21 protein-coding genes and 1 other annotated feature are annotated in these 20,963 nt (G+C 54.1%); of the genes, 13 read left to right on the forward strand and 8 right to left on the reverse strand.

All coding sequences use genetic code 11. From position 1 onward, the window contains the following. Nucleotides 1–66: 66 nt before the first annotated feature. A complete protein-coding gene (locus PTW35_RS12585) occupies nt 67–489 on the reverse strand; it encodes a DUF805 domain-containing protein (RefSeq protein ID WP_281025280.1) in 423 nt (140 codons plus the stop codon). A 26-nt stretch (nt 490–515) separates the two neighbouring features. After that, nucleotides 516–1,577, reverse strand: coding sequence for a protease SohB (gene sohB / locus PTW35_RS12590; protein WP_281027502.1), 1,062 nt, complete (start codon nt 1,575–1,577; stop codon nt 516–518). Nucleotides 1,578–1,732: 155 nt separating this feature from the next. On the opposite strand from sohB, the gene PTW35_RS12595 reads away from it, so the two are divergent. After that, nucleotides 1,733–2,494 carry a YciK family oxidoreductase gene (locus PTW35_RS12595; protein ID WP_281025281.1) on the forward strand — a complete coding sequence of 254 codons (762 nt, stop codon included), beginning with the start codon at nt 1,733–1,735 and terminating at the stop codon, nt 2,492–2,494. A gap of 78 nt (nt 2,495–2,572) precedes the next feature. On the opposite strand, the gene rluB is transcribed toward PTW35_RS12595, so the two are convergent. The 3 genes from rluB to PTW35_RS12610 form a co-directional block, all read right to left on the reverse strand. Next, nucleotides 2,573–3,643: a 23S rRNA pseudouridine(2605) synthase RluB gene (gene rluB, locus PTW35_RS12600; RefSeq protein WP_281025282.1), complete on the reverse strand. Its 1,071-nt coding sequence runs from the start codon at nt 3,641–3,643 to the stop codon at nt 2,573–2,575. A 167-nt stretch (nt 3,644–3,810) separates the two neighbouring features. Continuing rightward, a complete protein-coding gene (locus PTW35_RS12605; RefSeq protein ID WP_281025283.1) occupies nt 3,811–4,431 on the reverse strand; it encodes an L-threonylcarbamoyladenylate synthase in 621 nt (206 codons plus the stop codon). A 23-nt stretch (nt 4,432–4,454) separates the two neighbouring features. Then, the gene (locus PTW35_RS12610; RefSeq protein WP_281025284.1) at nt 4,455–5,321 is read right to left on the reverse strand and encodes a PHP domain-containing protein; all 867 of its coding nucleotides are present in this window, start codon (nt 5,319–5,321) and stop codon (nt 4,455–4,457) included. Between the two features lie 155 nt (nt 5,322–5,476). Then, nucleotides 5,477–5,569: a sequence feature (Trp leader region), on the forward strand. 69 nt (nt 5,570–5,638) lie between these two features. Between PTW35_RS12610 and PTW35_RS12615 the strand changes: the two genes are divergently transcribed. The 12 genes from PTW35_RS12615 to gspS2 all read left to right on the forward strand — a co-directional run bounded on the left by PTW35_RS12615 (nt 5,639) and on the right by gspS2 (nt 16,865). Next, the gene (locus PTW35_RS12615) at nt 5,639–6,652 is read left to right on the forward strand and encodes a bifunctional 3-deoxy-7-phosphoheptulonate synthase/chorismate mutase (RefSeq protein WP_281025285.1); all 1,014 of its coding nucleotides are present in this window, start codon (nt 5,639–5,641) and stop codon (nt 6,650–6,652) included. Then, nucleotides 6,649–8,232, forward strand: a complete 1,584-nt coding sequence (locus tag PTW35_RS12620) for an anthranilate synthase component 1 (protein WP_281025286.1) — start codon at nt 6,649–6,651, stop codon at nt 8,230–8,232. The genes PTW35_RS12615 and PTW35_RS12620 overlap by 4 nt, the downstream gene beginning before the upstream one ends. Nucleotides 8,233–8,242: 10 nt before the next feature. Next, complete coding sequence (locus PTW35_RS12625) at nt 8,243–8,866, forward strand: aminodeoxychorismate/anthranilate synthase component II (protein ID WP_281025287.1); 624 nt, start codon at nt 8,243–8,245, stop codon at nt 8,864–8,866. Between the two features lie 18 nt (nt 8,867–8,884). Next, entirely contained in the window at nt 8,885–9,895 is a 1,011-nt protein-coding gene (trpD, locus tag PTW35_RS12630; protein ID WP_281025288.1) for an anthranilate phosphoribosyltransferase, read from the forward strand. A 2-nt stretch (nt 9,896–9,897) separates the two neighbouring features. Next, on the forward strand, nt 9,898–11,268 hold the full coding sequence (gene trpCF / locus PTW35_RS12635) for a bifunctional indole-3-glycerol-phosphate synthase TrpC/phosphoribosylanthranilate isomerase TrpF (RefSeq protein ID WP_281025289.1): 1,371 nt from the start codon (nt 9,898–9,900) through the stop codon (nt 11,266–11,268). A gap of 12 nt (nt 11,269–11,280) precedes the next feature. Beyond that, nucleotides 11,281–12,471: a tryptophan synthase subunit beta gene (gene trpB, locus PTW35_RS12640; protein WP_281025290.1), complete on the forward strand. Its 1,191-nt coding sequence runs from the start codon at nt 11,281–11,283 to the stop codon at nt 12,469–12,471. Continuing rightward, nucleotides 12,471–13,280 (forward strand): tryptophan synthase subunit alpha, encoded by an 810-nt coding sequence (gene trpA / locus PTW35_RS12645; protein WP_281025291.1) that lies wholly within the window; start codon nt 12,471–12,473, stop codon nt 13,278–13,280. Before trpB ends, trpA begins: the two co-directional genes overlap by 1 nt. A gap of 370 nt (nt 13,281–13,650) precedes the next feature. Then, nucleotides 13,651–14,856 (forward strand): dicarboxylate/amino acid:cation symporter, encoded by a 1,206-nt coding sequence (locus PTW35_RS12650; protein WP_281027503.1) that lies wholly within the window; start codon nt 13,651–13,653, stop codon nt 14,854–14,856. A 112-nt stretch (nt 14,857–14,968) separates the two neighbouring features. Beyond that, on the forward strand, nt 14,969–15,508 hold the full coding sequence (locus PTW35_RS12655) for a septation protein A (RefSeq protein ID WP_281025292.1): 540 nt from the start codon (nt 14,969–14,971) through the stop codon (nt 15,506–15,508). Between the two features lie 14 nt (nt 15,509–15,522). Then, entirely contained in the window at nt 15,523–15,918 is a 396-nt protein-coding gene (gene yciA / locus PTW35_RS12660) for an acyl-CoA thioester hydrolase YciA (protein WP_039458384.1), read from the forward strand. A 233-nt stretch (nt 15,919–16,151) separates the two neighbouring features. After that, on the forward strand, nt 16,152–16,451 hold the full coding sequence (locus PTW35_RS12665) for a YciI family protein (RefSeq protein ID WP_281025293.1): 300 nt from the start codon (nt 16,152–16,154) through the stop codon (nt 16,449–16,451). A 24-nt stretch (nt 16,452–16,475) separates the two neighbouring features. Then, the gene (gene gspS2 / locus PTW35_RS12670) at nt 16,476–16,865 is read left to right on the forward strand and encodes a type II secretion system pilot lipoprotein GspS-beta (protein ID WP_281025294.1); all 390 of its coding nucleotides are present in this window, start codon (nt 16,476–16,478) and stop codon (nt 16,863–16,865) included. 209 nt (nt 16,866–17,074) lie between these two features. Here gspS2 and PTW35_RS12675 read toward each other — a convergent pair whose 3' ends face one another. The 3 genes from PTW35_RS12675 to PTW35_RS12685 all read right to left on the reverse strand — a co-directional run bounded on the left by PTW35_RS12675 (nt 17,075) and on the right by PTW35_RS12685 (nt 20,807). Beyond that, nucleotides 17,075–18,013 (reverse strand): class I SAM-dependent methyltransferase, encoded by a 939-nt coding sequence (locus tag PTW35_RS12675; protein WP_281025295.1) that lies wholly within the window; start codon nt 18,011–18,013, stop codon nt 17,075–17,077. Nucleotides 18,014–18,510: 497 nt separating this feature from the next. Continuing rightward, nucleotides 18,511–19,200: a TIGR01621 family pseudouridine synthase gene (locus PTW35_RS12680; protein ID WP_281025296.1), complete on the reverse strand. Its 690-nt coding sequence runs from the start codon at nt 19,198–19,200 to the stop codon at nt 18,511–18,513. 173 nt (nt 19,201–19,373) lie between these two features. After that, nucleotides 19,374–20,807: a sodium-dependent transporter gene (locus PTW35_RS12685; protein WP_281025297.1), complete on the reverse strand. Its 1,434-nt coding sequence runs from the start codon at nt 20,805–20,807 to the stop codon at nt 19,374–19,376. Nucleotides 20,808–20,963: the final 156 nt, after the last annotated feature.

Below are 20,963 nucleotides of genomic sequence, written 5' to 3' on the forward strand. Positions count from 1 at the left end.
TCATGGCGAAAAAAAACAGCCCTGCCGAAGCGGGGCTGTTGACTGTCCGGCGCCAAGATACAATGATCACATATCGATGGTCATTGTCTCTTTGCTGTCCTTGGACTGATCATCAGGACGCGGAGCCGGCGGCGGGTTGCCACGCCCCTTAGGATCAGCACCAAACTGGTTAGGCCCCGGCGTACCATCCAAAATGCCCAGCTCGACAATCACAAAGATCGGACCGATAAGAGGCAAGAAGGTCAGGATGATCCACCACGCACTCTTGTTACGATCATGCAGGCGCTTCACATTCAGCGCCACCGAAGCCCAGAACACAAACACCAACACCACAATCGACAAAATATTCAGCAACGAGTTGCCCGCGTTTTCCGGTGTCGAATAAAGAAACACCGGCAGCGACACCAACAGCACCGGGATGCTGTAGATCCAGTAATCGCGACGGCGCATCCGTCCTTGAAATGAAAACAAGGCCCACTTTTGATCCATCGTAACCTCTTTATACCGCTCGATGTTTAAACAATAGGACGCTGGCCGCGGCTGATCCATTTCAGCAGCAAGTTGTCAGCGGCATCACCGGTTGCACCTGCCAGCTTTTCTGCCAGCTTCTTGCGCTGGACATAGCGGACCTGTAGAACTTCACGCTCCTTGCAAGAGTGGCTGATGTAATCATCGCTGGTGCCAATTTCGTCTACCAAGCCAAGCTCCAACGCCTGCTTGCCGAACCAGTGCTCACCGGTCGCGACTTTGGCGAGATCCAGCTCTGGGCGGTGCTCCGACACGAAAGCCTTGAACAAGCCGTGGGTTTCTTCGATCTCGCTCTGGAATTTCTCGCGGGCCTTGTCGGTGTTTTCACCGAACATGGTCAGGGTGCGCTTGAACTCACCAGCGGTAATTTGCTCAAACTCAATATCGTTTTTCTTCAATACTTTATTGAAATTTGGTAGCTGGGCAATCACCCCAATGGAACCGACCACCGCAAACGGTGCCGAGATGATTTTATCGGCCACACAGGCCATCATGTAGCCACCGCTGGCTGCGACTTTATCGACCGAGATCGTCAGCTTGATCCCTGCGGCTTTGAGGCGGTCAAGCTGGGAAGAAGCCAAACCGTAGCCATGCACCATACCGCCGCCTGTTTCGAGGCGCAGCAACACTTCATCACCTTCCATTGCCACCGCAAGGATCGCCGTGACTTCCTCACGCAGTGAAGCCACTTCGCGGGCATCGATGCTGCCATGGAAATCCAGCACAAAGAGGCGGGGCTCACGCGAATGAGACAAGTCACCTTCTTTGGCCGCTTTCTTGACTTCGTTCTGTCGAGCCTTGTGCTTTTCCTTGTCCGCTTTCTTTTCCGCCTTGTCGCGCGCCTTGAGCAACGGCTTATCAAACAAGTGAGACTCCAGTTGATGCACGGTGTGCTTGTACTGCTCAGTCAGGTCAGTGACTTCTAGCTCACCTTTCTGGCTTCCATGATGGCCTTTCACTGTTTTAGCCACCACCAGAATCGCGATGAAGGCAATAACCACCGTGGCAATCTTGGCTAGGAACAATCCATAATCAAACAAAAAATCCAATGTCGAGTCCTCATTTTTTGACATTCAGCCATTGTAACCAAGTTGTCACCCATACCGCTATCGCAATATAGCCAAACCGCGTCAAGATGCGCGTTTAAGCGGGAATAATTTGGGTATACAATGGGCAAACGAAAAAACCAATAAGGAAGTACACAGTGGATTATCAAATCGCTGAAAACTCACTGAAAGATAGAGTTATTCTGGTAACCGGAGCGGGTGATGGAATTGGCCGCCAGGCAGCCATCAGCTATGCCGCCCACGGCGCGACCGTTATCCTGCTGGGCCGTACCGTCGCCAAGCTAGAAGCCGTTTACGACGAGATTGAAGCCCTGGGCTACCCGCAGCCTGCGATCATCCCGATGGATATGATGGGGGCCACCAAGCAGAACTACCTCGACATGGCAGACACTATCGAGGGACAATTTGGCCGCTTGGACGGCGTCCTGCACAACGCTTCGCTGCTGGGCGTGCTCAGCCCGTTTGACCAACTCGGCGAAGACACCTACGACGACGTGATGCAGGTCAATGTCAAAGCCCAGTTCCTGCTGACCCAGGCGATTATGCCGCTGGTGAAAAAAGCCGAAGACGGCCGCATTGTCTTCACGTCATCCACTGTGGGCCACCAGGGCCGCTCATTCTGGGGCGCCTACTCGATCTCCAAGTTTGCCACCGAAGGCATGATGCAGATCCTGGCCGATGAAATGGCCAACACCAATGTCCGCGTCAATGCCATCAACCCAGGCGGGACCCGCACGGGTATGCGTGCCAAGGCCTTCCCGGCGGAGGATCCGTCATTGCTGAAGACCCCGGAGGAGATCATGCCGCTGTATCTCTACCTGATGGGCCCTGAGAGCAAGGACATCAACGGCCAGTGCATTGATGCCCAGCCAAAGCGCAAGCCGGGCGCCGCCAGCTAGTGATTGGCTGTGTAACCGCAGATAATAAAAAAGCAGCCAATGGCTGCTTTTTTTAATTATCGTCTGCTGTGACCACGCTTATTTGCGGCTACGTGGCTTAGCCGGCTTGTTCTTCAGCGGGTTACGACGGTTCGCGGCATTACCCGACGGCTTGCGGCGCGGGCCGTTAGTGCTCTCTTCGCCTTGGTTACGGCGAGTGGATGGATTGCCTGACGGCTTACGGCGCGACTCGTTGCGGCTATCCTCACCCTGGTTACGGCTAGGCGAGCGACGCTGGTCCTGACGTCCGCGGCGACCGCGGCCGGTGTCTTCGTTCAGGCGCTCTTCGTGACGACGCACGGCGCGACGGATCTGGCGAACGCCACGCTTACGCTTCTGGCCTTCAACCGTCAGCATGGTTTCCGTCTCGGCTGGCAGCTCAACTTTCTCGCGAAGATAGTTCACTTCTTTGAGTTCAAGCTCCATCCAACCGCCTCGCGGCAGGTCTTTGGTCAGGAAGATGTCACCGTAGCGCACACGCTTCAGGCGACTTACTGTCACGCCCTGAGAATCCCACAAACGGCGAACCTCACGGTTACGGCCTTCGGTAATCACCACGTAGAAAGTATGGTTCATACCTTCACCACCGGCGTAAACCACGTCTTCGAAGCGTGCCATGCCGTCTTCCAGCTCAACACCCTTAACCAGGTTGCGCACCATCTCTTCGGTCACTTCGCCGAATACACGAACCATGTACTCACGCTCAACACAGCGGCTTGGGTGCATCAGGCGGTTAGCCAGCTCACCATCGGTGGTGAACAGCAGCAGGCCCGCGGTGTTGGCATCAAGACGGCCAACCGATACCCAGCGACCACCGTTAAGGCGAGGCAGACGGTCAAATACCGTGCGGCGACCTTCTGGATCATGACGGGTACACAGTTCACCTTCAGGTTTGTTGTACGCCAATACTCGGCACACTTCTTCTGAAGACGACACCAACTGGATTTTGTGACCATCAATGCGAACATTGACTGACAGATCTTCCAGTCGGTCACCAAGCTTGGCTACCTTACCGTCGATACTGACTCGACCCTGCTGGATCATTAATTCGATTTCTCGGCGAGAACCCTGGCCAGAACGTGCCAGTACCTTCTGTAATTTTTCACTCATTAGACAAACCTTTGTCGCCTTCACAGGCGTCGAAATATCATCGTGCTTTAAGCCATCTTAAAGCGATGGCGGATTATGCCAAAAGCTTAGCTGAGATACCACCGAAAACACCTTGATAGCCCGGTATTTCCTGTCATTTTTTCACTCACTAAACAACCTGATGCACATTACTCAAACGGCGACGGATCACCGGCACCCACCCGGGCAATTTCCATTTCATCGTTGCTAAAATCAATCACCGTGGTCGGCTGCTCACCGAGATACCCGCCATTGATGATCAAATCCACCGCGTGCTCAAGCTTGTCGCGGATCTCGTCCGGATCGGACTCGGTGGTTTCGTTACCCGGCAAAATCAGCGATGTCGACATCATCGGCTCGCCCAGCGCCTCCAGCAGGGCCAACGCAATGGCGTTGTCCGGCACGCGGATCCCGATGGTCTTGCGCTTGGGGTTCATCAGGCGGCGCGGGACTTCCTTAGTGCCCTTGAAAATGAAGGTGTAGGCACCCGGCGTGTTATTGCGGAGCAAGCGGTACGCGGCGTTATCCACCCGGGCATACAGCGACAGCTCGGAAAGGTCACGGCACAGCAAGGTAAAGTTATGCTTATCGTTCAAGCGGCGGATCTGGCAGATCCGCTCCAGTGCCGACTTGTTCTCCAGCTGGCAGCCAAGGGCATAGCCCGAATCGGTCGGATACACAATCACCCCGCCATTGCGGATAATCGCCACCGCCTGGTTGATCAATCGATTTTGCGGCGTTTCAGGGTGAACATAAAAAAACTGACTCATTCTTCCTCCATGGGAAATGCCGCCTAATCGTGCACTTCCTCGTCTATGCGTTTCTTCTCAACGCTCCAGTCCTGCCAGACTTCAGACACGCCCTTGGGCAGCCACAGGTTGCGGCCCAGTTCGGTCCATGGCGAGGCATAATGGAAATCAGAGCCCTGCGAAGCGAGTAATTGGTAGTCGATCGAATAGTCCCCGAGCAGGCGCCTTTCCTGGGGTGACTGCTGCGGCTGCGCCACTTCCATGGCATCGCCTTTGGCTGCGACAAAGGCAGTGAGCAGGCGCTTTTGCCATTTGGCGGTCATCTTGTAGCGACCGGGATGGGCAAGCACCGCCTGCCCACCAGCTCGGTGGATTGCCTCAACGGCCTCGGCCATCGTACACCAGTTGGGCGGCACATAGCCCGGGTTGTTTCGGGTCAGGAAATTCTTGAAGACCGCCTGCATATTCTTGGCGTAGCCCTGCTCGACAATCCACTGGGCAAAGTGGGCGCGGGTCAAGGTCGCGCCGTTGGCAATCGCCATCGCACCAGCCAGCGCGCCCGGCATCCTGTTCTTTTCCAGCCGCTCTCCCATCATGGCAGCGCGATCGGCGCGGCGCTGTGCCTGCGCTTCAATCAGGGCAACAATGGCAGGGTGCTCAGGATCAATATTCAAACCGACAATGTGAATATCAAAATTTTGCCAAAGTGTCGATATTTCAATGCCTTTGATGAGAGTCAGAGGCAGTTTTTGTGCTTCTATCACCTGCTCGGCAGCAGCCAGCCCCGCCACAGTATCGTGATCGGTGATCGCCAACACATCGACCCGGCGCTCAACGGCGCGCAACACAAGTTCTTCCGGCGACAACCGCCCGTCCGATGCGGTGGTGTGGCTATGTAAATCAAACAACATAAATTATCTTCTTGACTTTACTCTAGCGAACTAGTTTACTAGTACGTAATTACCTAGTACGTCACTGGCCGTCCAGTATATTCACTGATAGGCCTGTATAACACTGAAAGGATAGATACATGGTACAGCAAATTCACCGTCAGCTCTGCGCTTTCTCATCTTGGTGGTGGCACTTCCCAACGCGGGTGGTGTGATTAGCTGTGCCTTAAACAGATTACACAAACCCGCCATGACGCGGGTTTTTTTATACCAGATTCAGCCTGACAGCAATTTTACCGGGGCGCCTGAGTGAACAGCGCCCTGACAAGGAAAAGACTATGATCATCGTACTCAAGCCAAATGCCACCGAGCAACAAGCCAAAGAAATTCTCGCCCGCATCGAAGGCGCCGGCCTCAAGCCGCTCTACATGCCTGGCGTGGAACGTATTGTTCTGGGGGCATTGGGCGATGAGCGCGTGCTCCAGCAATTGCACCTTGATGCCTACCCTTGCGTAGAAACCGTCAAGCCGATCCTGACCAAGTACAAGATGGTGAGCCGTGAAGTGCAGGCCCACGATACCGTGGTTCGTTTCGGCAATGCCGCTGTGGGCGGCGACAAGTTTGCCGTGATTGCCGGCCCTTGCTCAGTTGAATCTGAAGAGCAACTACTGAGCGTCGCCGAAGTGGTGAAAAAACACGGCGCTGTTGCCCTGCGTGGTGGTGCCTACAAGCCGCGTACCAGCCCGTACGATTTCCAGGGAATGGGAATTGAGGGGCTGAAGCTGCTGAAAAAGGCCAACGAGCAGCTCGGTATCCCAACCGTTTCTGAGGTGATGGAAGTCAGCCAGATGGATTCAATGTGTGAATATATCGACTGCCTTCAAATTGGCGCGCGCAATATGCAGAACTACGCGCTGCTAAAAGCTGTCGGTGAAAGCAAAAAACCGGTCTTGCTCAAACGCGGACTTTCAGCCACTATCGAGGAGCTGTTACTCGCGGCGGAGTACATCTATGACGCAGGCAACCCGAATATCATCCTGTGTGAAAGAGGGATCCGTACCTACGAGACAGCGACACGGAATACATTGGATTTGAACGCCGTGGCATACCTCAAGCAGCGCACCCACCTGCCGGTGGTCGTTGACCCAAGCCATGGTACCGGGGTGCGTGAGCTGGTGATCCCACTGTCACGTGCTGCGGCAGCGGTTGGTGCTGACGGCATTATCGTCGAATCACACCTTAACCCGTGTGAAGCCTTGTCGGACGGCCACCAGGCACTGACCGGTCCAATGTTTGAACAGTTGATGCAAGAGTTGAAACCGTTTGTAGAAGCGGCAGGGAGAACGCTGTGAATACCAACCCACTAGGCGTCGGCGAGCTGGAACTGCTCAGCCTCGATGTCCCCTATGTTGCGGATCCGACGGAGCTGTATTACTCCGTCTGTGGCGACCGCCCACACAACCTATTGCTGGAGTCGGCCGAAATCGACTCCAAACAAGATCTCAAGAGCCTGATGCTCATCGACGCGGCAGTGCGTATCGTCTGCCGCGGCAAAGTGGTCACCCTGGAAGCCTTGACCGATAACGGCCTCAATGTACTGCAGACCCTGGAGGGCAAGATGCCCGCCGATATCCGCGCAGTACGCGAAGGACGCCAGCTCGCGTTGACGTTCCCGGCGGCAGAGCGCGCCCTCGACGAAGACAGCCGCCTACGCCAAACCTCCTCGTTTGATGCATTGCGCATGATCCAGCACGCCTTCGATATCGCAGGCCATCCGCGTGAAGCCCTGTTTCTCGGCGGCCTGTTCGCCTATGACGTGGTTGACGGTTTCGAGCCGTTGCCGGGCGTCAAACAGGACAACCGCTGCCCGGACTACCTCTTCTATATTGCCGAAACGCTGCTAGTGATCGACCACCAGCGCCGCAAAGGCAAATTGCAGGCCACCCTGTTCGGGGGCGACGAGTACACCTCGAGCTATTTCGAGCTCAGCCGCCGCCTGCAGCACATCAAGGAGGCCTGCCTCGAGCCAATGCCGCTTCCGGCTGCCCAGCTAGTGGATGAGTGCGAACCGGTGGTCAGTGTCAGCGACGACGATTTCTGCCAACAGGTCATTGACCTCAAGCGGCATGTGGTCAATGGCGACGTGTTCCAGGTGGTCCCGTCCCGCCAGTTCACCCTGCCGTGCCCGTCGCCGCTCAATGCCTACAAAGAGCTGAAGATCGGCAACCCGAGTCCTTACATGTTCTACCTGCAGGATGCTGACTTCACCCTGTTCGGCGCCTCGCCGGAAAGTGCGCTGAAGTACTGCACCGAGAGCAACCAGATTGAGATTTACCCGATTGCCGGTACCCGCCACCGCGGTAAGAACCCGGATGGCTCAATCAATTTGGATCTTGATGGCCGCATCGAGCTTGAACTGCGCTGCGATATGAAAGAAAACGCCGAGCACATGATGCTGGTCGACCTGGCCCGTAACGATGTCGCCCGTATCAGTGAACCGGGTAGCCGCTATGTCGCCGATTTGCTCAAAGTCGACCGCTACAGCCATGTGATGCACCTGGTGTCCCGTGTTGTCGGCCAGCTCCGTGGCGATCTGGATGCCCTGCACGCCTACCAGGCCTGTATGAATATGGGGACGCTAACCGGTGCACCGAAAATCCGTGCCATGCAGCTTATCCGTGATGTCGAGCAGCGCCGCCGTGGCAGCTATGGCGGTGCGGTAGGCTACCTGACCGGCCATGGTGATATGGATACCTGTATCGTGATCCGCTCGGCCTACGTCGAAGATGATGTTGCCAGCGTGCAGGCCGGGGCCGGCGTGGTATATGACTCGGTGCCTCAGGCAGAGGCCGATGAGACCCGCGGCAAGGCACAGGCGGTGATCACGGCTATTCGCAAGGCACACAGTGCCCCAGAACGTCAATCGCACTAAGGAGCCACGGATGTCCCTACCTCATATTGTATTGCTTGATAACTTTGACTCCTTTACCTACAACCTGGTGGACCAGTTCCGCTCGCTGGGCTGTGAAGTAACGATTTACCGCAACAGCCTGACCGCCCAGCAAATGGAGCAGGCACTGGCTGAAAAAACCAACCCGGTACTGGTGTTGTCACCGGGCCCGGGTGCCCCTGCCGATGCGGGCTGTATGCCTGAGCTGATCAAACAGGTTCGTGGCAAAATCCCGATGATTGGCATCTGCCTAGGCCACCAGGCCATTGTTGAAGCCTATGGCGGCAAAGTGTCAGGCGCAGGTGAAATCGTTCATGGTAAATCAGCCATGATGACCCATACCGGCCATGACGTATTTGGTGAATTGCCAAGCCCATTATCGATTGCCCGTTACCACTCGCTGGTTGCCGAAACGGTACCCGAGAGCCTGAATATCATTGCCGATGTTGACGGCCTGGTCATGGCGGTGACCAATGATGAGGATCGGGTGTGCGGTTACCAATTCCACCCGGAATCCATCCTCACCACCCAAGGTGCCCAGCTACTGACCAATACGCTGGCGTGGGTCACGTCGTCACCGACCAATAATGAGCGAACCAGTCATCAGCCGGTATAGACAACAAGGATTTTAATTATGGATGCGACCATCTACACCATTGCCAACAAGCTCTACGACCAGCAAGGCTTGAGCCAGGAAGAAAGCCAGACCCTGTTCGATGCCATCATCAAGGGCGAAGTCGAGCCCGTGCTGCTATCGGCAGTCCTAACGGCACTGAAAATCAAAGGCGAAACCCCGGCTGAAATCGCCGGAGCCGCCAAGGCCCTGCTGGCCAATGCCAATCCGTTCCCGAGTCCCGAGTACGACTTTGCCGACATCGTCGGTACCGGCGGCGACGGGGCCAACACCATCAACATCTCCACCACGGCCGCTTTCGTGGCCGCCGCTTGTGGCGTGAAGGTGGCCAAGCACGGCAACCGCGGGGTATCGAGCAAGTCGGGCTCTTCAGATCTGCTCGACAAATTTGGCATCAACCTGGCCATGGCGCCGGAGACAGCGCGCGAAGCTCTCGATGATCTGGGCGTGTGCTTCCTGTTCGCCCCGCAATACCACGGCGGTGTGCGCCATGCGATGCCGGTGCGCCAGAGCTTGAAAACACGCACCATCTTCAATGTACTGGGTCCTTTGATTAACCCGGCTCGTCCTAACATCGAGCTAATGGGGGTCTACGACGCTTCACTGGTTCGCCCGATTGCCGAGACCATGGCAGCCATGGGGATGAAGCGCGCCGCGGTTGTCCACGGCAGCGGCTTGGACGAAGTCGCTATCCATGGAGAAACCACGGTGGCTGAAATCATCGATGGCGAAATCACCGAGTATAGCTTGACGCCCGCTGACTTCGGCCTTGAAAGCCACCCGCTCGAAGCGATCAAGGGTGGAGAGCCGGAGGAAAACCGTGCCATTATTACCAATATCCTGACCGGCAAAGGCACCGATGCCCAGATGGGCGCCGTGGCAGTCAATGTGGCCTTGCTGCTTCGCCTATTCGGCCAGCAGGATCTCAAGGCCAACGCCGAGAAAGCCATCAACGTCATGAAGTCTGGCAAGGCCTTTGAGCTTGTCGGCCAACTTGCAGCACGAGGTTAAGCATGGAAACAGTTCTAGCCAAAATTGTCGCCGACAAACGTATTTGGGTTGAAGCGCGCAAAGCCGAGCAGCCATTGGCATCGTTCAAAGACAGCCTAGTACCGAGCGACCGTAGCTTCTACGAAGCACTATCAGGCGATCAGGCCGCCTTTATTCTGGAATGCAAAAAGGCCTCACCGTCCAAGGGCTTGATCCGCCAGGATTTCGACCTCGACATGATTGCCCGGGTATACAACGGCCATGCCAGCGCCATCTCGGTGCTGACCGACGAAAAGTACTTCCAGGGCAGCTTTGACTTCCTGCCGGTGGTCCGCGACCAGGTGACCCAGCCGGTACTGTGCAAAGACTTCATGATCGATACCTACCAGGTCTACCTGGCCCGTCACTACCATGCCGATGCCATCTTGCTGATGCTATCGGTATTGAATGACGAGGAATACCGTGAACTGGCTGAGGTTGCCGAACAGCTCAACCTGGGGATCCTGACCGAAGTCAGCAACGAGGCGGAGCTCGAGCGCGCCATCGCCCTCAAGGCCAAGGTGGTGGGGATCAACAACCGTAACCTGCGCGATCTCAGCATTGATCTGAACCGTACTAAAGAGCTGGCCCCCCGCCTTCCGGAAGACACGATTGTGATTTCCGAGTCGGGGATCTACAACCACCAGCAGGTGCGCGAACTGGCAGCTTATGCCAACGGCTTTTTGATCGGCAGCTCGCTGATGGCCGAAGACAACTTGGAACTGGCGGTACGCCGGGTCTTGCTGGGCGACAACAAAGTCTGCGGTCTGACCCATGCCGACGATGCGGCGGCCGCTTACCAAAGCGGAGCGGTCTACGGCGGCCTGATCTTCGTCTCCTCCTCCCCTCGGGCCGTCGACATCGAGCAGGCGCGGATGATCATGAGTGGCGCGCCGCTGAAATACGTCGGCGTCTTCCGCAACACCGATCCCGGAGCCGTTGCCAAAGCCGCCAAAGCCCTGTCGCTGGCTGCGGTCCAGCTGCACGGTGACGAGGATCACGACTACATTGCCGCCCTGAAGGGACAGCTGCCCGAAGAGTGCGAGATCTGGAAAGCCCACGGTATCACCGATCACGCACCGGAGCTGGATAAGTGGCAGGTCGACCGCCACCTGCTCGATAGCAGAGTCGGCAGCCTGTCAGGTGGCACCGGCATTGCTTTTGACTGGAGCCTGATCCCTGACGAGCAGAAGCAAATCACTATGCTCGCGGGCGGCCTCAATCCAGACAATGTCTGTGAAGCAGCCAGCCTTGGCTGTCGAGGACTGGATTTGAATTCCGGGGTTGAAAGCGAGCCCGGCAAAAAAGACCCAACAAAATTGAAAGCGGCTTTCGCGGCTATTAGAAAGTATTAAGGAAAATAAACCATGAGTAAGATAAGTGCCTACTTCGGCGAGTTCGGGGGACAATACGTTCCACAGATCCTCGTCCCTGCGCTGGACCAGCTAGAAGCCGCTTTTGTGGAAGCCCAGCAAGATCCAGCCTTCCAGAAAGAGTTTGTCGATCTGCTGAAAGATTACGCAGGCCGCCCAACGGCCCTGACTTTGTGCCAGAACCTGACCAAGGGCACCAAGACCAAACTTTACCTCAAGCGAGAAGACTTGCTCCACGGCGGTGCCCACAAGACCAACCAAGTCCTTGGCCAAGCGCTGCTGGCGAAACGCATGGGCAAAGAGGAAATCATCGCCGAAACCGGGGCCGGCCAGCATGGTGTGGCGACGGCCCTTGCCTGTGCGCTGCTCGGCCTCAAGTGCCGCGTCTACATGGGGGCCAAAGATGTTGAGCGCCAGAGCCCGAACGTCTTCCGGATGAAACTGATGGGCGCAGAAGTGATCCCGGTCCACTCGGGCTCAGCAACGCTGAAGGATGCCTGCAACGAAGCCATGCGTGACTGGACGGCCACTTACGACAAAGCGCATTACCTATTGGGTACGGCTGCGGGCCCGCATCCTTTCCCGACTATTGTGCGTGAATTCCAGCACATCATCGGCGAAGAAACCAAAGCGCAAATCCTTGAAAAAGAAGGCCGTCTACCCGATGCCGTTATCGCCTGTGTCGGCGGAGGCTCGAATGCTATTGGTATGTTCTCCGATTTCATTGACGAAGAAAGTGTTGGCCTGATTGGTGTCGAACCTGCCGGTAAAGGTCTGGATACCGACATGCACGGCGCGCCGCTAAAACACGGCAAGCTGGGGATCTTCTTTGGTATGAAAGCCCCGCTAATGCAGGACGAGCATGGCCAGGTCGAGGAGTCTTATTCGGTATCTGCCGGTCTGGACTTTCCATCAGTCGGCCCACAGCATGCTCACCTCAATGCGATAGGCCGCGCGACATACGAGGCAGTAACCGACGATGAAGCGCTGGAGGCTTTCCAGGAGCTTGCTCGCAACGAAGGGATCATCCCTGCCCTTGAGTCAGCGCACGCACTGGCCCACGCCTTAAAGATGATTAAAGCCAACCCTGAAAAAGAACAGCTGCTGGTCGTTAACCTATCTGGCCGTGGCGACAAAGATATTTTCACTGTACACGATATTCTAGATGCAAAAGGAGTGCTGTAATGGATCGTTACCAAGCCCAATTTGACCGCCTGGCGGCGAAAAACGAAGGCGCCTTTGTTCCTTTTGTGACTATCGGTGATCCGAATCCGGAGCAATCACTGAAGATCATTGAAACCTTGGTCGAAGCCGGAGCCGATGCCCTTGAGCTGGGGATCCCGTTCTCCGACCCGCTGGCGGATGGCCCGACCATCCAAGGCGCAACGATCCGTGCGATGGAATCTGGCACCACCCCAGCAGTCTGTTTTGATTTGCTGAGCCAGATCCGAGCCAAGTACCCAGAGATGCCAATTGGCCTTTTAATGTACGCCAATTTGGTATTCACCAATGGGATCGAAAACTTCTACCAGCAATGTGCCGAAGCCGGTGTCGATTCGGTACTGGTTGCCGATGTACCGCTGAAAGAGTCCGAAGAGTTCCGGACAGCGGCGGCAAAGTACGGTATTCACCCTATTTTCATTGCCCCACCCAATGCCGATGAGGAAACATTGAAAACCGTATCTGAGTTCGGTGGTGGTTACACATACCTGCTTTCGCGTGCTGGCGTAACAGGTACCGAGACCAAAGCGGGAGCCCCGATCAATCACCTGCTGGACAGCCTGAAAGCGCACAATGCACCGCCTGCGCTACTGGGTTTTGGCATTTCCGAGCCACAGCAAGTTGCCGAGGCGATTGAAGCTGGCGCAGCCGGGGCGATCTCCGGCTCTGCCGTGGTGAAGGTCATTGAAAACAACCTTGATGATAATGATGCCATGCTGAGCAACATGTACAGCTTTATTAGCAACATGAAGGCTGCAACCCGTAAGGGCTGAGCCCTTAGCCGGTGACACAAAAGCCGTCCCAGCTCACCCTGCGGGCGGCTTTTTTTATTTCCCTGCTGCTTTTTGGTTCAAGATCAAAGATCTCTTTGCCCTTCCCCCATACAGTAACCAACTTGTTAACGCCCGGTAGCAACAAATTGCAAGTTTGAAAGACAATAATGCTACTCTGGTAAAAGAATGATTGATCAACGTGATATTTCCGTGTAAAAACACACGCGCAGAATATCGGATTAACATTTAGTACAATTACAAAACAATTCTCCGATATTTTTGCGAACAATATCAAACACAACTGAGGTATCTAACCGTGTTAAAAGAAAAAGGACTGTTTGGCAATATCGGCGTGCAAGTCGTCATTGCCATGTGTGTGGGGACCCTCGTCGGTGCGATGATGGGCCAGTCTGCAAGTATGTTTGCCCCGCTGGGCAGCATCTTCATCCACCTGATCAAGATGTTGGTGATCCCACTGGTTGCCGTAGCCATTATCTCCGGTGCCGCAGGGCTTGGCAGCAGCCAGTCTGCTGGTAAAGTCGGCCTCTCTACGCTGGGCTTCTTCGGCCTGACCTCCGCCGTGGCCGTTGCCTTGGCCCTGTTCATGGGCGTGGTGTTCCAGCCGGGCGTGGGCGTCGATATGACGGGCGTCGAGGGCATGTTCTCCAATGTCTATGCCGACAAGGGTGAAATGCCGACATTCTGGGCAACCGTACTCGGTATGATCCCGACTAACGTCTTCCAGTCACTGAACGAAGCGAATATCCTGCAAATTTTGGTTTTCTGCCTCTTCTTTGGTATTGCGGTTTCTAAGCTGGAAAAAGAACGTCGCGATCCTTTGATCAACGGCGTAAATGCCATCGTTGATGCCATGGTATGGATGATCAACGTGGTAATGAAAATCGCCCCGCTGGGTGTCTTTGGCCTGATGGCTGATGCCGTTGGTACCTTTGGCTTTAGTGCCTTGATGGTCGTGTTCAAGCTATTTGTGGTCTACGTCGTCGCTATCCTGATCTACGGCTTTATCTTCTACCCAGCCATGATCAAAGCATTCAGCAAAACCTCACCGCTTAAGTTCCTGTCGGCCATGAAAAAACCACAGGCTGTTGCCCTGTCGACCGCTTCCTCCATGGCAACCCTGCCGGTCACCATGGAAGTATGTGAGGAAGAGTTGGGCGTGAAAAACTCAACTGCTTCGTTCGTACTGCCGCTAGGCGCAACCATCAACATGAGTGGTAATGCGATTTACTACGGCCTGGTCGCCATCTTCTTTGCCCAGATGTTCAACGTTGAACTGGGTATGGGTGCCTATATCGCCATCATCGTCACCTCGACGCTGGGTGCTGTTGGCCAGGCCGGTGTTCCGGGCCCCTCTTTCTTAGTGGTTGCGGTATTGCTTGCAGCCGGTATTCCAATCGAAGGCCTACCGCTGCTGTTTGCCCTTGACCGTATCTTCGACATGATCCGGACCGCCCTCAATATTACCGGCGATGCCGCTTGTGCCGTGATTGTCGACAACATGATCAATGACGGGCCGCAGGAGACGCCGGAGCCGGAATCCAGCCACCACGGCTAACGATATCCCGCTCGATGCAGGCAAAACACCAAAGGCTGTAGGGTTAATACCTGCAGCCTTTTGCTTACTGGTGTACTATGTAGCCAAGTAACAAACATGTGTAATTATTGAAATGAAGCAACTAATTGATTTTATTCCACTGGTCGTATTCTTTATTCTCTACAAAACCCATGATATCTATGTCGCGACCGGGGCATTGATTATCGCCACGGCGATTCAGGTGGCTGTCACCTGGATGCTGTATAAGAAGGTCGAGAAAATGCAGCTGGTGACGTTTGTCATGGTCGCTGTGTTTGGCGGGCTGACCCTTTTCATGCACGATGACAACTTCATCAAGTGGAAAGTCACCATTGTGTACGGCATTTTTGCTGTTGGCTTGGCTATCAGCCAATTTTTGGGCAAGCCATTGATAAAAGGTATGTTAGGCAAAGAACTCAGCCTGCCGGACAACGTCTGGAACCGGATAAACGGCGCTTGGGCACTGTTTTTCGTTGTATGTGCCGTCGTGAATGTCTATATTGCCTTCCGCCTGCCACTGGACGTGTGGGTTAACTTCAAAGTATTCGGCCTGTTGATCCTGACTTTGATTTTCACCCTTGCTACCGGCGGCTATATTTACCACCATATGCCAAAAGAACCTGATTCAGAGTAGTACAGAGTCGCATCATGACATCAGAAAATAATATTCCTCGCGGGCAGTTACTGCTTCGCACTCTTGCAATGCCAGCCGATACAAACGCCAACGGCGATATCTTTGGTGGCTGGATTATGTCTCAACTTGACCTAGCTGGTGCCATCTTGGCGAAAGAAATTTCAGGTGGCCGTGTCGTAACTGTGTCTGTCGATAGCATTGCTTTCAAGGCGCCTGTCAGCGTGGGTGACGTTGTATGCTGCTACGGCGAATGCTGCCGGATCGGTAACTCTTCGATGAGCGTCGCGCTAGAAGTATGGGTCAAGCCTGTTGCCATTGATGCTGTCGGTGAACGCTACCGAGTATGTGAAGCAACATTCAACTATGTTGCCATTGACAGCAACGGCCGCCCTCGTCCAGTTAAAAAGTAAGCTCACAGTGCCAATCTTTATAAGTCATTGAATTATGAAATTTACGTTATAAATTTTGCTCACAGACTTATGTAGACTGGTATGCAACACCATCGAGTTCCGCAAAAAAGCCCTAACATAATGCTAGGGCTTTTTTTTTCATTTATGATAGGAAAAATTTATCACTCATTGTCACCTCACCTTCCGTTTCAGCAACGTAATTGTGGGGCCGGCAGTTACATGGAGAGAGCTACATGTGGTACGTTATTTTTTCCCAGGATGTCGAAAACAGCCTTGAGCGCCGCCTTAGCGTGCGTGAAAAACACTTGGCACGCTTGAAAGACCTGCAAGAGCAGGGCCGCCTGCTGGTCGCCGGCCCGATGCCGGCGATCGACAGCGAGAATCCTGGTGAGGCAGGCTTTACCGGCTCGACCGTGATTGCTGACTTCAATTCCCTGGACGACGCCCAGGCTTGGGCCGATACCGACCCGTACATCGAAGCCGGTGTCTACGAAAAGGTGATCGTAAAGCCGTTCAAGAAAGTCCTCCCATAATCCGTAATTTGAGATAACAACGTTATGCTAAAACGCACCCTCGTTTTATTAGGCGCTGTCTTGTTGGCAGGCTGCGCATCAAACTCCGAGCAGCAGGCAATCATGGATCTGGCAAAAGCCCGGGCCCGTGCAATCAACAACAAAGCCCCGTACGAGAAAATTGATCAATACCAGATCATGAAAGCCCAGGCGCGGGAAAACATTGTCGAAATCACCATCCTGTACGGCGGCGGCGGCAAGACCCCACCGACCAAGGCAGCAAAAAGTGCGGCACTCAACTACTGCAACAGCAATGAACTCAGCCCAATGGTGAGCGAGGGGGTGAACTACAATATCGTGATTATGGATATGCGTGGCCGCCCGATGGTGACGCAGCCGATCACTGCTGAGGTTTGTAGTCAATTAGCGAATTAGTAACGGGCGATTGGCGTTTTTTACCCGCAATCAACCCAACCAACTAAAGCTTTATACAGCTGGATAAAATTTCAAAACTTAGCCTTCAGGGAAGAAGGCTTAGAGCTACATGGATGTACTCGTGCGCTTTTGAAATTTTCATCCTGATGATTTAAAGCCCTCGAAAAAACGCCAGCATTGCTGGCGTTTTTTCTTTTGGTTCTGTGGGATTACGAGCGCTCAAATAGCAGCACTTTCAGCCCGCCTTCCGGGTCGATATCCTTGAACTCCGGCGGATTTTCTAAGCGGTGCTGATAAGCAAGCTCCGGCGCTTCGGCAGCCATTCCTTCAATCAGGAAGGACGAGGATACACCCGGATCGTTGACACAGGCGAGAACCTGGCCAGTTGCCGTCAGCAGTTCTGGCAATCGGCGCAAGATTTTCTGGTAGTCCTTGGTCAGGGCAAAGCTGCCTTTTTGGAATGACGGCGGGTCGATAATGATCAGATCATAAGGCCCAAGCTTGCGTACCTTGCCCCACGACTTGAACAGCTCATGACCAAGGAAGCTGACCTTGGACAAATCATGCTGGTTTAGATGGTGGTTGTCACGGCCACGGCTCAAGGCCGCCTTGGCCATATCCAAGTTGACCACATGCTCTGCCCCGCCGGCGATGGCCGCAACCGAAAAACCACAGGTATAAGCGAACAAGTTCAACACCCGCTTACCCTCGGCATGGCGCATTACCCAGTCACGGCCGTAGCGCATATCCAGAAACAAGCCGTTATTCTGCTTGCGGCCAAGATCCAACTTGAACGTCAGGCCATTCTCCACCACATCTTGGTACTCTCGGCTCTCGCCCCACAGCACTTCCATCGGAGAGCCTTGACGGTCACGGTGCTGCAGCAGCAGCGATGTCGCGCCTGATTGCAGCCACGAAGGGGAGCCTACCAGCGTCTCGAGCATCTGGTGCAATTCCGCCAAGAAGGCTTCGGATGGTTCTTTGAACAATGAAACCAGCACTTGGCCACCCAGCCAATCCACGGTCAATTGCTCAAGGCCTGGCCAGCAGCGGCCACGGCCATGGAATAACCGGCGCACTTCATGTGGCGGCGTCGCCAACTCTGCCATTAGGTGTTGCTCAAGGTTTTTTACTGCACTCGGTTCCATAGTTCTACCGGGTTGGGAAATTCAGGGGCGGTAGTATACCAAACACCGTCGCGGCAAAGATAATATTAAGCCACGAGCTTAAGGTTTTCTTGCTCGGGTTGACGATAGCTGGCGAGGTGGACGTATTCGGCCTGAAGGCGAACTTGTCGTTGGCGGCGGGTGCGGTGTTTGACTAATTTGCGTTGTCGACGAAATGACGCCAGCCCCCAAAAACGTGATTGGTTCTTCTTTTTCTTCAATCGCATGCGAAGCGACACGGAGCGGGTAAGGCGCATATTGAATCTCAGTCTAGGTAAATCCTAGACCGATATTATAAGTGAAACTTTCCTGTAATGTAATTTCAAACGATTAAAATAGCAGCAGTTGGTCGCGAATTAACAATGAAAAACACAAGGCTTGCACAATTTATTATCATTAAGCCCTATTTTCCTACATAACCTCGCTAAAAACCGGTTACTTGATAACCAACTGCCGCACGGGAAACGTTGTGCCCGGCGCTATTTTCTTTTTCCAGGCAATACGGGCCATGCCAGCTCCCAAGGCGTAGCCCATTCGGCCAGTACCTGTTGAGTCTCTGCGAATTGCCACAGCTCGCCCTGCTCGGGTGGGCAGGTAAACTGCCACTGCTGCCCAGCATACCGGAAGCGCAATGCATAGGCGTGCAAATAACCACGATCCGCCGGCTCGTTGCCATAGATATCATCTCCGGTGATCCCGGAGCCGACACTGCGCAGCGCCACTCGGATCTGATGGGTCTTACCGGTATGCGGCTTGCACAGAAACAGCCGACGCCCTTGCCCTGCCGCGGCCGAAAAGAACTGGGTGATCGCCGGATTCTCGCGGCTGTTTTCCAGTTTCCAGCTACTCCGGCGCGAACGGGTCATATCGCCGGTCACTACACCTTGCTTCTTCTTCGGTTTCTTGCTGCCAATCGCCACGTAGAACTTCTCAACTTCACGCTCAGCAAAATTCGCTGACAGCTTGGCGGCTGCCTCGCGGTTGCGGCCAAGCAATAAGATCCCCGACGTCATCTTATCCAGGCGATGGATCAGGTAGAGTTGCGCATCCCCACTTTGCTTTGCCACTTCTTGCAACAGCATTACATCGCCATCATCTTTATGCACAGAGACACCTGGATGTTTGTTGATCACAAGAAAATCTGGGTGGGTGTGGAGAATATCGAACATAACTAACTCTTCATTGACTGGCTCTTCGCTGATGGGCTCTTGGTTGACAGCGTTAGCCGATAGGGAGTGCGAAGTATACCGCTTATCGGCAGTTTTTCCACACCGCTCAAAGCGAGCAATAAAAAGCGGGAGCCATTGGCTCCCGCAGTCAAGTATCGATGGTATTGACAGAGTTACAGTTTCTTAGAAACCAGGGCACCGAGACCAATAATGGCTAGGCCCAATACCATGATTTCACCTTTACCGCTGTCAAAGCCCGCTTTCACGCCCGCGATGGCAACGATAGCGATAGCAAATGGGATCACGTACTTCACTAGGGTGTACCATAGGCCGAACAGTGGGAATTTGATTTCGCCGTCATTGGTGATTTCTTTTTCAAGCTCACTACGGCTCAAACGCCAGCCTGCAAAGATACATACCAACATACCGCCGACCGCTAGGAAGATCTTGTCAGTTAGCAAGTCGAAGATATCGAAAGCACCGGTCTCGAACAGTGTTGGACCCAAGCCTCCAAGCGATAGCGATGCGAATACACACAGGAAGGCCATGACCGCACTTGCCGAGAACACCGCGCTCGAACGCTTCATGCCTTTTTCGTCAATCAGGTATGACACAACCACTTCAAGCAGAGAAACAGAAGAAGTCAGTGCTGCAACGCTCAGGCCGATGAAGAACAGAAGCGCAAGCAACAGGCCAACGATGCCACCCATTTCCGCAAATAGCTGAGGAACGACAACGAAGATCAGGCCAGGGCCGGCGGCTGGCTCCATGCTGAACGCAAACATTGCAGGGAACATCGCCACACCCGCCAGGATGGCAACTGCCGTATCCATCGCCGTCACCATAGCGGTGGTTTGTACCAGGTTCTCTTTCTTCTTCAGGTAGCTACCGTATGTGATCATACAGCCCATACCCAAACTCAGTGAGAAGAACGCCTGCCCCAGTGCGGCCAGTACAACCGTGCTATCGACTTTAGAGAAATCAGGTTTGAACAGGAACTCAAGGCCAGCTGTCGCGCCTGGAAGGCTCAGGCCTTTGACGGCAACCAGGATAAGGATAGCGAAAAGAAGAGGCATCAGGATCTTGCCGGCTTTCTCGATACCGCCTGAAATCCCCTTGATCACCACCAGGATGTTGAACAACAAGTAAAGCCCCATCCAGAACAGAGGCTGGACTGGGTTAGAGATGAAGCCACCAAAGCTGTCACCAATCGCTTCTGGTGTACTCAGGAGACCTGTTGCAATTTTATAGATATACGCAATTGCCCAGCCGCCTACGACCGGGTAGAAGCCCATGATAAGTAGGCCACTAACCACACCGATAACACCGACGAAAGACCAACGGCGATCAGTTGATTTGAAAGCACCTACTGCGGAAAGACCTGTTTTACGACCCACGGCAAATTCAGTCAGCATGACGCTGAAACCGATAAAGATAACGAACAATAGGTAAATAGCTACGAAAGCACCACCACCACTCTCACCAGCTGTGTATGGGAACTTCCAGATGTTACCAAGACCTACTGCGGATCCTGCCGCGGCCATAACGAAGCCTAATTTAGAACCCCAACTATCGCGGGGTTGTGTGGTTGTATTAGTAGTAGCCACGTTCTCTCCAAGGTTTTGTTGTGTTTGCTAGAGTTTGCTTACGTAGGCGTCTAAAATTGTTGTGTAAACGTAAATGGAAACCTATGTGTACACTTATAAGGTTCTTAATAACGCTCTACATATGGCAAGTAAAACAGGTTGCGATTAGAATGTGAA

It is taken from the genome of Photobacterium sp. DA100, assembly GCF_029223585.1.
Taxonomy (GTDB): Bacteria; Pseudomonadota; Gammaproteobacteria; order Enterobacterales; family Vibrionaceae; genus Photobacterium.

Excerpts from the sequence above, each read along its gene's own strand:
- PTW35_RS12585 (WP_281025280.1), bottom strand. The coding sequence starts at position 489 with ATGGATCAAAAGTGGGCCTTGTTTTCATTTCAAGGACGGATGCGCCGT.
- rluB (WP_281025282.1), bottom strand. The coding sequence starts at position 3,643 with ATGAGTGAAAAATTACAGAAGGTACTGGCACGTTCTGGCCAGGGTTCT.
- PTW35_RS12605 (WP_281025283.1), bottom strand. The coding sequence starts at position 4,431 with ATGAGTCAGTTTTTTTATGTTCACCCTGAAACGCCGCAAAATCGATTG.
- PTW35_RS12610 (WP_281025284.1), bottom strand. The coding sequence starts at position 5,321 with ATGTTGTTTGATTTACATAGCCACACCACCGCATCGGACGGGCGGTTG.
- PTW35_RS12615 (WP_281025285.1), top strand. The coding sequence starts at position 5,639 with ATGATCATCGTACTCAAGCCAAATGCCACCGAGCAACAAGCCAAAGAA.
- PTW35_RS12625 (WP_281025287.1), top strand. The coding sequence starts at position 8,243 with ATGTCCCTACCTCATATTGTATTGCTTGATAACTTTGACTCCTTTACC.
- trpD (WP_281025288.1), top strand. The coding sequence starts at position 8,885 with ATGGATGCGACCATCTACACCATTGCCAACAAGCTCTACGACCAGCAA.
- trpCF (WP_281025289.1), top strand. The coding sequence starts at position 9,898 with ATGGAAACAGTTCTAGCCAAAATTGTCGCCGACAAACGTATTTGGGTT.
- trpB (WP_281025290.1), top strand. The coding sequence starts at position 11,281 with ATGAGTAAGATAAGTGCCTACTTCGGCGAGTTCGGGGGACAATACGTT.
- trpA (WP_281025291.1), top strand. The coding sequence starts at position 12,471 with ATGGATCGTTACCAAGCCCAATTTGACCGCCTGGCGGCGAAAAACGAA.
- PTW35_RS12650 (WP_281027503.1), top strand. The coding sequence starts at position 13,651 with ATGTGTGTGGGGACCCTCGTCGGTGCGATGATGGGCCAGTCTGCAAGT.
- PTW35_RS12655 (WP_281025292.1), top strand. The coding sequence starts at position 14,969 with ATGAAGCAACTAATTGATTTTATTCCACTGGTCGTATTCTTTATTCTC.
- yciA (WP_039458384.1), top strand. The coding sequence starts at position 15,523 with ATGACATCAGAAAATAATATTCCTCGCGGGCAGTTACTGCTTCGCACT.
- PTW35_RS12665 (WP_281025293.1), top strand. The coding sequence starts at position 16,152 with ATGTGGTACGTTATTTTTTCCCAGGATGTCGAAAACAGCCTTGAGCGC.
- gspS2 (WP_281025294.1), top strand. The coding sequence starts at position 16,476 with ATGCTAAAACGCACCCTCGTTTTATTAGGCGCTGTCTTGTTGGCAGGC.
- PTW35_RS12675 (WP_281025295.1), bottom strand. The coding sequence starts at position 18,013 with ATGGAACCGAGTGCAGTAAAAAACCTTGAGCAACACCTAATGGCAGAG.
- PTW35_RS12680 (WP_281025296.1), bottom strand. The coding sequence starts at position 19,200 with ATGTTCGATATTCTCCACACCCACCCAGATTTTCTTGTGATCAACAAA.